Genomic DNA, 15,251 nt, shown 5'->3' with positions numbered 1-15,251 from the left:
AAGTGAGTTTCGAATGAAAACATGAGTTCGCTAGACACAATCCGGGTTACTCTGCATGATAGTTCGGGATAAATAGTTGCAAAACAGGGATCGATATGGATATCAAGGAGTTATTAGTAGTTGCAGTAGACAACAAGGCCTCGGATTTACACTTATCAGCTGGGTTACCCCCTGTGATTCGTGTCGATGGAACTTTGCATCAGACAGCACTTCCAGTCTTGGAGCAGCAAGAACTTAGTCAGCTCCTTGTCAATAGTATGACTACCGAGCAAAGAAACGAGTATAGGCAGAATAAAGACATTGATTTTGCTTTCGAAATTGCAGAGCTGGCTCGTTTTCGAGTGAATATCTTTCATCAAGCACGGGGTGCTGGCGCAGTATTCCGTGTTATTCCATCAAGAATTCCCAGCATGGCGGAGCTGGAACTGCCACCGATTTTTACTGAAATTGCTTTTTATTCTCGTGGCTTGATATTAATTACCGGGCCTACCGGTTCGGGGAAGAGTACTACGACCGCTGCATTGCTCGATCACATCAATACAGTGCGTTCTCAACATATTCTTACGATTGAAGATCCGATTGAATTCATCCACCAAAGTAAAAAATGCCTGGTTAATCAGCGTCAGGTTCGGCGTGATACAATCAGCTTCAATGCAGCTTTACGTTCAGCCTTAAGGGAAGATCCGGACGTTATTTTGGTCGGTGAGTTACGTGATTTGGAAACCATTCGTCTTGCTATGACTGCTGCTGAAACAGGTCACTTGGTGTTTGCGACTTTACATACGAACTCTGCAGTAAAGGCAATTCACCGGATCATTGATGTGTTTCCTGGCGCGGAAAAATCACTGGCACGCTCCATGTTAGCGGAATCTTTGCAAGCCGTTATTGCGCAAAATTTGTTGCCCAAAATAAAGGGCGGCCGTATTGCTGCCTTTGAAATCATGCTTTGTAATACCGCTATTCGTAATCTGATCCGTGAAGATAAACTCGCACAAATGTACTCTTCTATGCAGACTGGACAGGCTAAGGGGATGCAAACCCTGGAACAACATTTAATGCAGCTATGGCGATCCAATTTGATTGCAGCGCCTCATATACAGGAAGGCGGTGTTCATCTAAGCTAATGGATCGTGCGTTCGACATGGAAGGAGCAAGTTTCTCACTTGCTCCCTTGCTGGGTAGGGGTTAGGCGTTTTTCTGTATTTCGATGAGCTGAACAATCCCATTTTCTGCCAGGGCCAACATCTGATTGAGTTGATCACGATTAAAACTCTTATCTTCTGCTGTACCCTGCACTTCTATGAATTGGCCTTCTTCATTCATTACAATATTCATGTCGGTTTCTGCCAAGACATCTTCAGCATAATCTAAATCAAGGACAGGTTGGCCGCGGTAAATACCGACGGAAACAGCTGCAATGTAGTTAAATGCTGGCATTTTACGTAGTTTTTCGCGTGCCACCATCCATGAAAGGGCGTCTTTCATTGCTACACAGGCACCAGTAATTGCTGCAGTACGAGTGCCGCCATCTGCCTGAATCACATCACAATCGAGGGTAATGGTGCTTTCGCCCAAGACTTTCAAATCGATGCAAGCGCGTAAAGAGCGGCCGATGAGCCGCTGAATTTCAAGTGTCCTGCCACCTTGCTTCCCTTTGCTGGCTTCCCTTTCTGTCCGGCTGTGTGTAGCGCGAGGCAACATACCGTATTCAGCAGTAATCCAGCCCTGGTTTTTGCCTTTAAGAAAACGGGGTACGCCATCAATAACCGAGGCATTACATAAAACGCGAGTCTCGCCAAACTCAACCAAGACTGAGCCTTCGGCATGACTAGTAAAATTACGGGTGATTTTGATCGCACGTAATTGATTGGGTTCACGATTGCTGGGGCGCATGCTTAATCCTCACTAAAAATGGGCGATTATAAACCTTTCGGTCGGACTATGCACCTGGGCTTGCATTTGTACAAATTTAGTTTATAGTCGCCCAACGTTAAATTTTGCTAGTATTATTTATGACCTATAGTATGACCGCCTTTACCAGAGTGCAGAAACAGCTCGATGAAGGTATTCTGTGCTGGGAAATTAAGTCAGTGAATCATCGCTATCTGGATGTCTCTTTTCGTTTGCCGGAAGTCTTCCGTTTTTTAGAAACTTCTTTACGCACTATGATGCGTGGAAAAATAAGTCGTGGTAAATTGGAGTGTCAACTTAAGTTCCAGAGTATTGCAAAGGATGCCCAATCCCTACGTATCGATGACTGCCTGGTCAACAGTCTAATGGCGGCAGGACATCAGTTGGCGACGACTAAGCAATTACCTAATGATTTAACGTTAAGTACCATTTTATCCTGGCCTGGTGTGATACAAACCTCCCAATCTGATCAGGAGGCATTAGGCAAGCAGGTGGAGTTATTATTTCAGGAAACCCTGGATCAGCTATTGGCGGTAAGAAAGTCCGAAGGGCAGGCATTGAGAGTACATATACAAAGTCGTTTAGATAAATTACAGGATGAAATTAAAGTGGCATGGCAATTGGTTGCACCACTTACGGAACAAACAAAAGACAAGTTACTAACCCGGTTACATATTTTGCAACTGGAGGTCGATAAGACACGTGTAGAACAAGAGATTGCTCTGCAATTGGCTCGTTTGGATGTGACTGAAGAGCTAGACAGGTTGCAAACCCATGTGGTTGAAGTCGAAAAAGTGCTGCAACGTGAGGAAGCGGTTGGACGCCGTCTGGACTTTTTGATGCAGGAACTGAATCGGGAAGCGAACACGCTGAGTTCAAAATCAGAGTCCGTTGCTTTGACCCAGAGCGCTGTTGAAATGAAAGTGTTAATTGAGCAAATGCGTGAACAAATTCAAAATATAGAGTAAAACCATGGCCGATGCTTATTCTTATGCAGGTAATTTAATAATCGTTGCTGCTCCCTCAGGGGGAGGGAAAACCAGTTTGGTGCGAAAGTTAGTGACTTCACTCCCTGAAATCGAAGTCTCTATTTCCCATACTACCCGTAAAAAACGGCCTGGTGAAAAAGATGGGGTGGATTACTTTTTTGTTGATGAACAGCAATTTCTGGCCATGATAGAAGCCAATGCATTTATAGAGCATGCTCTGGTATTTAATCATCATTACGGTACTTCTGTAGCGCAGATAAACACCCGTCTCCAGGCAGGTGTTGATGTGGTTCTAGACATTGATTGGCAAGGTGCCCAACAAATTAAAGATATTTTTCCTGATGCTGTTTCTGTCTTTGTCATACCGCCTGCACTGGATACCCTTAAACAGCGGCTTTTAGACCGGCGTCAGGATAATGAAGAGGTTATTTCCAGCCGTATGCGGCGGGCTCAGGATGAACTAAGCCATTTTTCAGAATTCGATTATCTGATAGTCAATGATGATTTCAATAAAGCAGCCGCTGAGTTACAAGCCATAGTCATTGCAAACCGGCTCCGAATGGCTCGTCAAGTCAATCAGCAAGGAAAATTACTTTCATTCTTGATGGCATCGCAGTAAAATAGACTATTTTGGCTCCAAGTTGGTATCTTTTTTTAAGTTCTGGAGGAGAAGAGTATGGCACGTGTAACCGTAGAAGATTGTTTAGAGCATGTTGCAAACCGGTTTGAGTTAGTCATGGTGGCTACCAAACGTGCTCGCGAGATAGCTGTTCGTGGCGAACAACCCATGGTGGAATGGGAAAATGATAAACCTACTGTGGTTGCTTTGCGGGAAATTGCTGAAGGGTTAATCAAGCCGGATATCCTGGACAAAGACTAGGGTTATTAAAAGCGGTCGACATTGTCATTGACGTGAGTAATTAGGATTGGAGTATGTGCGTATTTCCGCACCGAAAATCAATCCAAGAGCGAAAATGATAGAAATGTCAACAGACTCTAGTTTTGATAGTCAATTTTACTATAATGGTGAAACAAGAGTGTTTTTTATACTGATGTTTCCAGGTTGTTTTACCGCGCTTAAAACAAGCTGCTCCAAGCTATTAGAAAATTGACGAGTGAACTCAATGTTTTATCCTGGGGCATTAGCCCAAATAAATTCAGCGGTAGTTGAAGGGAGTGTTGTGTGAGCTACTTTAAGGAGTTAGACGAAGAGCTTAAATGCTACCTTGAGCAACCGCTTATTGAAAAATGTTATCAAGCTTATCTGGTCGCTGAAAAAGCACATCGCGGCCAAATGCGTCGCTCAGGTGAACCTTATATTACCCATCCGGTTGCCGCAGCGTTGATTTTAGCCCGTATGCGCCTGGATTATCAAACCATAATGGCCACTCTACTCCATGATGTGGTTGAAGATACCTCCATTAGTAAAGATGATTTAACCCAGCAATTTGGTGAAGATGTTACTGCGTTGGTCGATGGAGTAACCAAACTGACCAAAATCAAATTTGAATCTCGCGCTGAAGCCCAGGCGGAAAATTTCCGCAAAATGGTTTTAGCGATGGTGAAAGATATCCGTGTCATTATTGTAAAACTCGCTGATCGTTATCATAACATGCGTACCTTAGGCGCAATGCCATCGGTAAAGAGAAGACGCATTGCGATCGAAACCCTGGAAATTTATGCCCCCATTGCCAATCGTTTGGGGATGCATGCTATCTATATTGGTCTTGAGGATTTGGGCTTTCAAGCACTTTATCCCATGCGCTATAGGGCTATTAAGTCAGCAGTCGAAAAATCACGAGGTAATCGGCGTGAGCTCACCCAAAAAATTGAACAGGATTTGCAGCAGGCCTTGGAGAAACTCAATATTCCCTATGAGCATGTTTTTGGTCGGCAGAAACATTTATATAGTATCTATCGTAAAATGCGGCAAAAAAAAGCGTCTTTTACTGAAATAACCGATGTTTTTGCTTTTCGAGTGATTACTGAGGATATTGATTCCTGTTACCGGGTTCTGGGAGCCTTACACCAAACGTATAAACCCGTTCCGCAACGTTTCAAGGACTATATCGGGATTCCTAAAGCCAATGGTTATCAATCCCTGCACACCACGTTATTTGGCCCCTTTGGGGTTCCCCTGGAAGTACAAATACGTACTCGCGACATGGACAAGGTGGCTGAAAACGGAGTGGCTGCCCACTGGATTTATAAATCGTCTGGTTTGGAAGTGAATGAAGCCCAATTACGTGCACGTGAATGGGTACAGCGCTTGTTGGAAATGCAGCGTAGCACAGGAAATTCTTTGGAATTTATTGAAAACGTTAAAATTGATTTATTCCCGGATGAAGTTTATGTATTTACCCCCAAAGGCCATATTATGGAATTGCCCAAGGGCGCTACACCGGTTGATTTTGCCTATACAGTGCATTCTGGTGTGGGAAATAGTTGTGTTGCCGCCAAAGTGAATCGTCGGCTGGTTCCACTGAGTATTCCATTAACGAATGGCCAGACGGTCGAAATTATTACTGCACCTGGGGCTCGTCCTAACCCTGCCTGGCTTAATTTTGTGGTGACTGGCAAGGCGCGCAGTAACATACGTCATTTCTTGAAAAGTCAGCAACATACGGAATCGATAGTCTTGGGTAAGCGTTTGCTGGAGCAATCGCTTGTTGAATTAGGCAGTGATTATGCCAAGGTACCGCCGGAGTCTTTGCAAGCCTTGTTACATGATCTAAATTACAAATCCGCCGATGAGTTACTTTATGCTATTGGTATTGGCAATCAGATGCCAATGATTATAGCCAAACGGCTGGTGATTAGTCAGGAAAGTAGTGAACTGGATAAAACAGCGAAAAGTGGTCCTTTGGCTATTAAAGGTACTGAAGGGATGGTGGTTCATTTCGCTGATTGTTGCCAACCGATACCAGGCGATAGTATTGTTGGGCGTTTTCAGCAAGGTCGCGGTATTATAGTGCATGCCAGTGATTGTCCTAACATTAATCAAGGACGAAATCACCCGGAACAATTGGTTTCTTTACGCTGGGATGACCAGGTGCAAGGTGAGTTTTGGGTAGATATTACCGTTGAAGTCGCTAATCAGCGCGGTGTTTTAGCTGCATTAGCAACAGCAATTTCTGAGGCGGAATCCAATATTGGTAATATTAATGTCGATCCACGAGATGGGCGGCATAATGGAGTGACTTTTTCAATCAGTGTGCGTGACAGAACTCATTTAGCACGAGTGATGCGTCGTTTGCGTGCTAATAAAGTGGTGATGCGCCTATATCGTAAAAAGCAGGGAGATTAATTGATGCAACCTATTCATAGTGCGTTAGCGCCAGCAGCGATTGGCACCTATAGTCAAGCAGTTCGTTGTGGAGATATTGTTTATCTCTCCGGGCAGATTCCGCTTGATCCGCAAACCATGCAATTATGCAGCGATGAAATTCGCCTGCAAATTAATCAGGTTTTTGATAACTTGGAAGCTGTTTGTAAAGCGGCAGGTGGCAGTTTGGCAAATTTGGTTAAATTGACTGTTTATCTGGTTGATCTGAACCATTTTCCGTTGGTTAACGAAGCAATGACGCGTTATTTTGATGAACCTTATCCAGCCCGGGCAGCAATTGGAGTAAGTGCCCTGCCGCGTGGAGCGCAGGTAGAAATCGATGGGGTGATGGTTTTACCCGCATCAGTTCAAGGTTAAGGACGTGGTTGATAAGCAATATACACAAACCGGGCGTTGGATGTTTCTCATTGCCTGGTTGTTGTTTTTTGGGTTATTGCTTTTATTTTTTTATTATTACGGTGAGAAGGAACAAGGTTCCTATCAAATCACTCATGGATCTGTCACGATTGTTGCTGATGAACAGGGGCACTATTACATCGATGGTTCCATTAATGATTATCCAGTTAAATTTATTTTAGATACAGGGGCTACTTTGGTGGCTATACCCCAATGGCTAGCTGCCAAGTTGCAGTTGCAGGGTCGTTATCCAATTAGCATCCAAACAGCCAGTGGCGAAGTGACAGGGACTTTGACTCGCCTAAAACAACTAAGTTTTGCTAAATTTACCTTAAATAACGTTAAGGCAGTGATTGTACCCGGCAGTGATGATGACACTATCTTATTAGGTATGAATGTGTTGTCCCAGTTTAATTTATCGCAGCAGGATAAACAGTTAATTATAAAAAAGTGATTTACCCTCAGGACTTACGAAAAATGTCGAAGTCGAGGCAAAATTGGATTTTAATGAGAGCGTTTAGCCTGACTAAATGACCGAATTAAAAGCAAAATTTTAACGAAGGGGATCGGAGGTTGCGTGAGTCTGATCCTATTGAGTTTAGATTAAAGAGTCGTTGAGCTAGAAGATAGCAACCAAAACCTAAGCACATCAGGATAGTATCAACAGCTCTAAAAAAGCGATGAGTTTGTATGAGTATAGTTTCTCTTCATGGGGTAACCTTAAAACTTGCTGGCAATTGCTTGCTTGATGCGGTTGATTGGCAGATCCAGCCGCAGGAGCGTATTGCTTTGGTGGGACGAAATGGCGCTGGTAAATCTACTTTGTTGCGTTTATTGCAAGGCGATTTGCTGCCTGACAGTGGGCAACTGAATAAACTTGGCGGGTTACGCGTTGCTGGTTTAACTCAGGAAGTTCCCATAAGCGGTAAAGAAACGGTTTACCATTTTTTGGTAAAAAGTTTGGGTGAAGTTGGGGAGGTACTTGCGCAATTCCATCATTTATCAGCGACCAATGATTTAGCCAGATTAGCTGTATGTCAACAGCAAATGGATAATCTGCATGCCTGGGATTTGCTACCCAGGGTAGACATGATGGCAAGTCGTTTAGGCCTTGATCCGCAAGCGGAAATGAGTCGTTTATCAGGCGGAATGAAACGGCGGGCTTTGTTGGCTGCAGCCCTGATTGCTGCCCCTGACCTCTTGTTACTTGATGAACCTACAAACCATTTGGATGTGAATGCCATTGAATGGTTGGAATCTTATCTAAAAACCTATACGGGTAGTTTACTGGTTGTAACACACGATCGTGAATTTTTGGGGCAGATCGCTAATCGCATTGTCGAAATTGATCGCGGCAAACTTTACAGTCACGAATGTGATTACGATACTTATTTGGACCGGCGTGAAGCACTACGGCTAAGTGAACAAAAGCAAAATGCTTTATTTGATAAGCGTCTGGCAGACGAAGAAGCATGGATTCGTACTGGTATCAAAGCCCGCCGCACTCGCAATGAAGGACGTGTACGCGCGTTAAAAGCAATGCGAGAAGAATACAAAGCCCGCCGCGCGCAATTAGGCAAGGTACAAGCATTAACCTTGGATGTATCGCGCTCAGGTTCTTTGGTTATCGAGGCGAATAAGGTTAATTTTTCCGTAGCAGGCCAAACCTTGCTGCGCGATTTTTCACTGCTACTGACCCGTGGTGACAAGATTGGTATTATTGGTCCAAATGGTTGTGGTAAAACAACGTTAGTCCGTTTGCTTTTAGGCGAATTGAGCCCTGACTCCGGGACAGTTCGACAAGGGACTTCTCTCGAAATCGCCTATTTTGATCAATTACGCCGTCAACTGGATGAACAACAGACGGTGATGGCCAATGTAGCAGAAGGGGCTGATTACGTCACCATCAATGGTAAACAAAAACATGTGGCGAGCTATCTGCGGGAATTTCTATTTCCATCCGAGCGTTTTAATCAGCAGGTTTCCACACTGTCTGGGGGCGAACGTAATCGCTTATTACTTGCCAAGTTATTTGCCAAACCAGTTAATTTGCTGGTCATGGATGAGCCGACCAATGATTTGGATATTGAAACCCTGGAATTATTGGAAACCATGTTAATGGATTATCCTGGTACCTTATTGTTAATAAGCCATGATCGCGCGTTTATTAATCAAGTCGTGACTTCCGTACTGGTTTATGAAGGAGAAGGCGTCTTCAATGAATATGTCGGCGGTTACGATGATTATCGTAGGCAGAAAAAAGAGCGGCGTGAACAAGCTCCGGTTAAAACAGCCGTTAAACGGACTACTGCTTCGACGAAGTTAAGCTTCAATGAGCAACGGGAGTTAAGCCAACTGCCCCAGAAAATTGAAAGCCTGGAGCAAAAAATTGCTGCTTTACAGACAAGAATGGCTGAAGCGGATTTTTATCAGCAAGACGCCCAGATGATTACTTCACATACACAACAATTAGCGGCAGACGAAACGGAGTTAACTAAACTTTATGCCCGCTGGGAAGCGCTTGAAGAGAGGGGATAAACACAAAAATGGATATGGTCGTTTTATCTTTAGTCGTTGTAGGCTGCGCAATCGTGGTATTTTTCTCACAAGAGTTTGGCAATGCTTTTAAAAAATTATTTGCTATTCGCGGGATGAAACTCCTATTACCTCTTATTTTAACGACGGCTTTGATTGTTTATTATGAACATTGGGTGTTATGGGGGTTTCTGCATTTTCAAACCATCTTGCAACGCTCCGTCACGCTGTTTGCTGGTTGGCTACCATTTCAAAAGGGTGCTGACAGTGTGGCCAAGGTTCTTATCCTCTTTGTTAGCTGCATTCTTCCCGTTTTTGCGCTTAATGTCTGGTTGAAGAAAAAAACCTATCAGTCTTTTAAGCATGCTTACCTGACCAGTACGATTATCTGGTTACTGGTCGCGATATTGTTGACAGTGAGTTATCAAGCAGCGATTGCCTAGGTTGATAATCTATTACCATCCGCTGAAAAACCGTTACAGAGGCTTACGTAAAACGCCAGGTTCGAGGCAAAATTTGCATAAATCATTGAGTTAATGGGTCTGCATCTCTCCCAGATGGAAAGGATAGCCTTGGCGGCAGCGATTATAGGAAGAAAAAACATAGCCGGGATTGGCTGAATAACTGTAGTGGGTTGCATCGTAATTACAACAGGGAATGCGGCTCATAAAACAACCGCGTTTGGCTTGCCAAACTAACCCCCCTCCTGTTCGGCTGAGCGAACGCCCATCGACACAGACATAACTGGGTTTCTCAGATACTTTGCCTGTAATACATCCTTGGGCAAAAAGGGTTGTAGGCACTAAGGCCAAAATAAAGCAAAAGTGTATCTTCATTCCCTTGTCCAATTGCTTGCTATACTCTTAAAATAGATGAGTTTAAAGACAATTCAAGTTGTTTTCGCAAAAATCATGCAAAGTTTAAGGACTGCTTAAGATTTTATGTTTAAAATGATCGTATATGACTTCCGGAGTTATTCATGCCTATCCAAAATGCGGAACTTTTAGCTGCCCTTCGAGATGATACTATAATCAGCCGTCCTGATGGAGGAGGTGCCATTGCTGCTCTGGATGCACTGATGAAGGCCGATCCTACTACGGCCGCTAGTTTTAGAGGAGCCATTCTTGCGAAAAAGGATTTTTGGCATGGCTTTAACGCCATGGTTGTAGATCCGCTTCCCGCCAATGATGATAATTTTTTAACTTTAGCTGGTGCTGGTGCCGGACAGAGTTTTGCAGAGTTACACAAACTTGCAGTCCAAAGAAGAGTCCAGGCTGGTTTAAAGGCATCAGGTGGTACCTTGGATGAAGCATTTTTAGTAGATCTTATTAACAATGATGCGAATAATGCGCGTGCCAAGCTTGCAACTAAACCTGCAGTCTTTGGTGATTTAACCTCGCTTCCTCAGCCAGGCCCTTGGGATCCTACGTCGCAGAATTTTCTAACTGACCCAGCAATAGACGCGATTAAAGCTCAAGCTAAAGAACAGCTGTTACTTAACAAAATCAAGAATACGGTGGCTACTGAAGCTCAGATTAAAGAACTCATTGCTGAGGCAGCATTGGGAGATGGGCAGTTTCAGGCAAAATTGCAACTAGCTCCATGGAATTTAACTGCACCCACTGCAGCTAATCTGACTGTTGCTACAGGTTTTACGGATATCGTTAAGAAAGCTGCGCTGGAGAAAGGTTTAGCATTAGCTATTAATGAAATAACGCCAGATGTGATAGGTACTGATGCAATATTAACAACATTGAACAATACTGCCGACGATTTCAAACAAGATTTTGGTGATCCTTATGATGGTGAAGTTTTATTAGATGCTGCTGCAGTTAACAAAGCCAAGGGCCAGCTTGGCCAACGTTTTTTATTGGCTAGACTGCCTCAATTAGGGGCACCCAGACTCGACGATTTGGCAGCTCTTGCTGCACAGGGGAGTGTCGCTGATTTTGCGAGGGTGCTAAAAACCCATCGTGACTTAGCCGGGCATCCTATAGATGCTAATAATTTTGTGGATCACGCCATTACTCCCACTTCTTTGCCCATTTTGCGCCAAACTGCGGCTTTGCAGGCACTTAAAATAAAAATCGCGCAGTGTGAAGATCCAGCTGCTTTAGATGCCTTAATCGCAGCGACAACAAAAGAGCAAGTGAAGCAAGTTTTGACTGATAAGCCAGCTTTTGGTTTCAGCACCAGCCCGGCATTTCGCGAAGCACTTAATAATCTTCGTAGTGTCGATGACATTGTTGTTGCTGCTCAAGTACAAAAAAGATTGCTTGCAGCTGGCCCTGCTCAATTGAAAGCCTTGGCTACAGTAGATGGCACGGGAACCTATGCTAATCTCAAGGCCTACATGAAGGCGAATCTCCCGACAAATATACCTTCTACCAAAATTGATGCGTATTTAACACCAGAAAAAATTACAGAGATACGTCAGAGAGCCTTATTGGGTTATATTTCAACACCTTTACGCACAATGGATGGAGCTGCGTTGGATACCCTGCTCGCTGGTGCGCATATTGATCATGTGAGGGATGGCGTTCGGATTTTAATGGGGAATGTTAATGATGCCGATGATTTAACAGCAGGCGGAGATCCCGCCGCAGGATTCGCTCAACAGATCCGCGCTTATGCGGGTGCTGAAAAAGTAGTCAGGAATGCGTTAGCAATTAATGCCAACACCAATTACAATGATATAACGGCGATTGTCAATGATACCCTCAATCATGTTGGTGGTAACCCTCTGCAGACATTAGTGGGAGTCTTACCACCAAAAGAAAAACAAATACTGCAGGAACGTGTAGTAACCGATTTGGTAGATAGATTTCCAGATGCTCGACCTACAGCGCAACTAACAGCACTGGCTACAGCAAAAACTGACACTGAGTTCACTGATGCCCTGCGAAGAATAGGCATAACTGAGTACAGTTGGGTGAATAAGGATTCCAGAGCACATCTGCAAGCCCTGGCCTCTGAAAAAGCCCTAACCCGTCAAATTAGTGCGACTGCTCAATTCGGTGCAGAAGCACATCCAGAATTATTGGCTTTGGTAAAACAATTACCCTTGAACAAGCAGCAGGAATTATTGAGCAAACCAGAAGTGATGAAGGCTCTGCTGAATGTTCAGGATGCACACGATGAGCTTGCTAAACGAGAAGCTGAACGTGTAGTGAAAGACATTCTGGGTGAAGCGATTGATGTGAAGCCTTTTGTAGAAGAAAATTACAGATTGTATCTTATTAATCAGATTGCTAGCCCCGAGATTGCCAGGATTATTGCGCAACAATCGCCACCCGTAGACATCAATCCAGGAAAAATTCGCGATATAAACAATATACTCCATGCTGCTACAGGTGTTGATGGTGCGAGAAATATATTCCATAACAACGGCGGGGCCAACAGTAACTATGTAGAAACGGTTAAGGCAATACAGGGTATTATAGGAGTGGTTCCAGCATCCTTCTATCCTGCGTTTGGTTTGAATGCAGCGGGGAATCATGATTTTTCTGGTGGAGGTGATGCTGCCCTAAGAGTACCGCTAGAGGAGCAACTTACTCGAAACGCTCACATGATTGCGAAAGCGAGAGGATTGAATACCGATGCTCCTGACTATCGTCTGATTACTTTTTGTGCGGCGTTACCAAAAGCAAACAATCATTTCGATAATGGGCAATTTGACGCCTTAAAAGCTGATCTTAACGCAGCCACATCGCTTGAGAATTTTATCACTACTGCGAGGACGAAGCCTTACCATGGAATGCTTAATGGGCAGAACTTTGAACAACAACTAACGCCAGAAGTTTTCAAACAATTAAAGCGTGAACAGAGTCGCCAGATTATATTGGACAATGGTACCTACGCAGCTAATCTTGGTGGCAAACAAAGAGAGCTCAAAGCAGTTACTGATCTCTTTGAGAAAATGAAGAAAGCAGACGATAAGGTACGGAAGCAATTGGAGCGCTTCGGTAATACGAAGTCGATCGACTGGTTTAATCCCGCTTTCCATGCCGCTGCTAAACAGAATGCCGAAAAATTAGGGCCGGAATTTTTAGAATTTGCTAAAGGTTGTGATGCTTTCGTTACGCAATTGGCCCATCAGAAAGCGGTTATTGATGAGCAATTAGCAAGTTTACCATCCCAGACTGCCGTGGCTGCTTTACCCAGTCCTGCACGCGATGCTCAAAAACGCGATATTGAGGCCTATCGCAAAGTGTTAATAGAGAAAGGGAATCTTGTTGGAAAAGAGCTGGAGCATTATCAAAAAATGCAAAAAGTACTCCGAGGAGATCCTGCTAATCCTAATCCCCTGATGCAAAAAGGTCTTGTGAAAACAGTGGAAGAAGCAAAAGCAGGTAAGCAGGACATCCGATTTCACTTCGAAAGTGAGTGTGGACCAGATCGCCCAGCCTCAGAGATGGCGGAGTTTTTTAAACCGGATTGGAGGGGGCAGAAGACTATCCCTGCTGGAGGGGGATCGACGATGTCAGCGACAGGTGGAAGTAGGCCTGCGTACTACCATGCTGTACCTGTAGTCGCTGAAGGGATGGTGCGTCCCCACCGCATTTCCTATGGGGGAGATCCGACACACCCCAATGACAGGCTTACGGGAGGATTTCTCGAGCAACGAGGCTCAGACAGGGGAACGCCTGGTAAAGACGGGTCGATGGAATACTTGCCAAGTATTAAATTAACCGTCAATGCCTTTCCGCAAAAGTTGCCAGGACCTCCACCTACCAGTGATAAAGCTTTGCATGAGGCACGAGTCAATTTTTCCATGGCAATGGCCTGCCAAATTTTGGCGGGTTTACACGATGCACCGAATAAAGATAATCGGATTATCCTGGATGGAACTGATCCGGAAGAGTTGAAGTACTTATGGTCTGGTTTAGTCGCGATGGGCAAAGCGAATCCGGATATGGCGTTTGGCCCGGATGCAATTAAGGTGATATCGGGGGCATTTCAGCCTAAGAATGAAATGGGTACTTTCTACGGTTTATCGAGTAACTCACTTTATGAAAAAGGCTTTAAAGAAAGTCCTGCACTGACTAAGGCGGAATCCTTTTTTACAGAGGCTAGCGGCCATAAAAAACCCCAGGCACAAACCACTCAAGATCTTATTAAACTCTCTCAAATGTTTAAAGGAGGTGTTCAGGTGTTAAGGGAAGTAGAGCAGTCTAATGCGACCCCGGCTGTGGTTTCGAAAACAACGCCAAAACTGGGTGGATAGTATTAAATAGGGATAAAATGAATAAGAATAAATTACCTATCGGGGTTTTTGACTCAGGAATGGGCGGGTTGACTGTACTACGCGCCCTTAAGGCAGCCTTACCTTGTGAGTCGTTCGTTTATTTGGGCGATACAGCACGCTTGCCTTATGGGACTAAAAGCCCGGATACAGTGCAGCAGTATGCCCTGCAAATGGCGCGGGTTTTGGTGGAGAAGCAGATAAAAGCCCTGGTAATTGCCTGTAATACAGCCACGACAGCGGCTTTACCCCATTTACAAGCCATGCTACCCGATATGCCTGTCTTAGGCGTCGTAAAACCTGGTGCTGCAGCCGTTGTTGCAGCAACCAAAAATCACCGTATCGCTGTTTTAGCGACTGAAACGACGATTGCTTCCAATGCTTACCAGCAGTTGATTTGCGAGCAATTACCCCAGGCTGCTATCACAGCTCGCGCCTGTAGTGTATTGGTCGCCCTGGCTGAAGAAGGAATGGTTGATAATGCCATTGCACGAGAGGCGTTGAAACACTATTTATCCGATTTTAACGAGGAAGATACTTTACTCTTGGGCTGTACCCATTTCCCTGTGTTTAAATCCTTGTTGACCTCGTTGTTGCCTGATGGTGTCACGGTGGTTGATTCAGCGGATGCAACAGCAAAAGCACTACAGCAGGTATTGACACAAGCGGCCTTGCTTAATCCTCATCAATCCGCAGAAGCAAAAATAAGTTATTTGGTAACGGATTCCATCAAGCGTTTTCAAGCGGTGGGGGAAATTTTTCTTGCTGAACCCTTGGCAATCGATAATATCGAATTGATTGATGCGCGCCCCTCTTGATTTAAAGTGAG

The 15,251-nt window shown here is 44.4% G+C and carries 13 protein-coding genes; 11 read left to right on the top strand and 2 right to left on the bottom strand.

Annotation, left to right across the window (positions count from 1 at the left end; genetic code table 11):
• The first annotated feature begins 95 nt into the window (after positions 1 to 95).
• Positions 96 to 1,124 carry a type IV pilus twitching motility protein PilT gene (locus tag DYC89_RS11370; RefSeq protein ID WP_115221885.1) on the top strand — a complete coding sequence of 343 codons (1,029 nt, stop codon included), beginning with the start codon at positions 96 to 98 and terminating at the stop codon, positions 1,122 to 1,124.
• 61 nt (positions 1,125 to 1,185) lie between these two features.
• Here DYC89_RS11370 and rph read toward each other — a convergent pair whose 3' ends face one another.
• Positions 1,186 to 1,893 carry a ribonuclease PH gene (gene rph, locus DYC89_RS11365; protein WP_115221884.1) on the bottom strand — a complete coding sequence of 236 codons (708 nt, stop codon included), beginning with the start codon at positions 1,891 to 1,893 and terminating at the stop codon, positions 1,186 to 1,188.
• A gap of 119 nt (positions 1,894 to 2,012) precedes the next feature.
• Between rph and DYC89_RS11360 the strand changes: the two genes are divergently transcribed.
• From DYC89_RS11360 to DYC89_RS11325, 8 genes are all read left to right on the top strand, one after another.
• Positions 2,013 to 2,879, top strand: a complete 867-nt coding sequence (locus DYC89_RS11360; protein ID WP_181879385.1) for a YicC/YloC family endoribonuclease — start codon at positions 2,013 to 2,015, stop codon at positions 2,877 to 2,879.
• 4 nt (positions 2,880 to 2,883) lie between these two features.
• Complete coding sequence (gene gmk, locus DYC89_RS11355; RefSeq protein WP_115221882.1) at positions 2,884 to 3,519, top strand: guanylate kinase; 636 nt, start codon at positions 2,884 to 2,886, stop codon at positions 3,517 to 3,519.
• Between the two features lie 57 nt (positions 3,520 to 3,576).
• Entirely contained in the window at positions 3,577 to 3,780 is a 204-nt protein-coding gene (gene rpoZ / locus DYC89_RS11350; RefSeq protein WP_019216259.1) for a DNA-directed RNA polymerase subunit omega, read from the top strand.
• A 303-nt stretch (positions 3,781 to 4,083) separates the two neighbouring features.
• Entirely contained in the window at positions 4,084 to 6,207 is a 2,124-nt protein-coding gene (spoT, locus tag DYC89_RS11345) for a bifunctional GTP diphosphokinase/guanosine-3',5'-bis pyrophosphate 3'-pyrophosphohydrolase (protein ID WP_115221881.1), read from the top strand.
• A 3-nt stretch (positions 6,208 to 6,210) separates the two neighbouring features.
• Positions 6,211 to 6,603 (top strand): RidA family protein, encoded by a 393-nt coding sequence (locus DYC89_RS11340; protein ID WP_115174696.1) that lies wholly within the window; start codon positions 6,211 to 6,213, stop codon positions 6,601 to 6,603.
• Between the two features lie 4 nt (positions 6,604 to 6,607).
• Complete coding sequence (locus DYC89_RS11335) at positions 6,608 to 7,096, top strand: retropepsin-like aspartic protease family protein (protein WP_115221880.1); 489 nt, start codon at positions 6,608 to 6,610, stop codon at positions 7,094 to 7,096.
• A 236-nt stretch (positions 7,097 to 7,332) separates the two neighbouring features.
• A complete protein-coding gene (locus DYC89_RS11330; RefSeq protein ID WP_115221879.1) occupies positions 7,333 to 9,180 on the top strand; it encodes an ATP-binding cassette domain-containing protein in 1,848 nt (615 codons plus the stop codon).
• 8 nt (positions 9,181 to 9,188) lie between these two features.
• Complete coding sequence (locus tag DYC89_RS11325; RefSeq protein ID WP_115221878.1) at positions 9,189 to 9,620, top strand: hypothetical protein; 432 nt, start codon at positions 9,189 to 9,191, stop codon at positions 9,618 to 9,620.
• Between the two features lie 90 nt (positions 9,621 to 9,710).
• Here the strand turns inward: DYC89_RS11325 and DYC89_RS11320 are convergent, their stop codons facing one another.
• Positions 9,711 to 10,013 carry a hypothetical protein gene (locus tag DYC89_RS11320; RefSeq protein ID WP_115221877.1) on the bottom strand — a complete coding sequence of 101 codons (303 nt, stop codon included), beginning with the start codon at positions 10,011 to 10,013 and terminating at the stop codon, positions 9,711 to 9,713.
• Positions 10,014 to 10,156: 143 nt separating this feature from the next.
• On the opposite strand from DYC89_RS11320, the gene DYC89_RS11315 reads away from it, so the two are divergent.
• On the top strand, positions 10,157 to 14,404 hold the full coding sequence (locus tag DYC89_RS11315; RefSeq protein ID WP_115221876.1) for a hypothetical protein: 4,248 nt from the start codon (positions 10,157 to 10,159) through the stop codon (positions 14,402 to 14,404).
• Positions 14,405 to 14,421: 17 nt separating this feature from the next.
• On the top strand, positions 14,422 to 15,240 hold the full coding sequence (gene murI / locus DYC89_RS11310) for a glutamate racemase (protein WP_115221875.1): 819 nt from the start codon (positions 14,422 to 14,424) through the stop codon (positions 15,238 to 15,240).
• The last annotated feature ends 11 nt before the right edge of the window (positions 15,241 to 15,251 follow it).

The organism is Legionella donaldsonii, assembly GCF_900452385.1.
Lineage (GTDB): Bacteria > Pseudomonadota > Gammaproteobacteria > Legionellales > Legionellaceae > Tatlockia > Tatlockia donaldsonii.
This window is presented reverse-complemented; position numbering and strand designations above follow the sequence as displayed.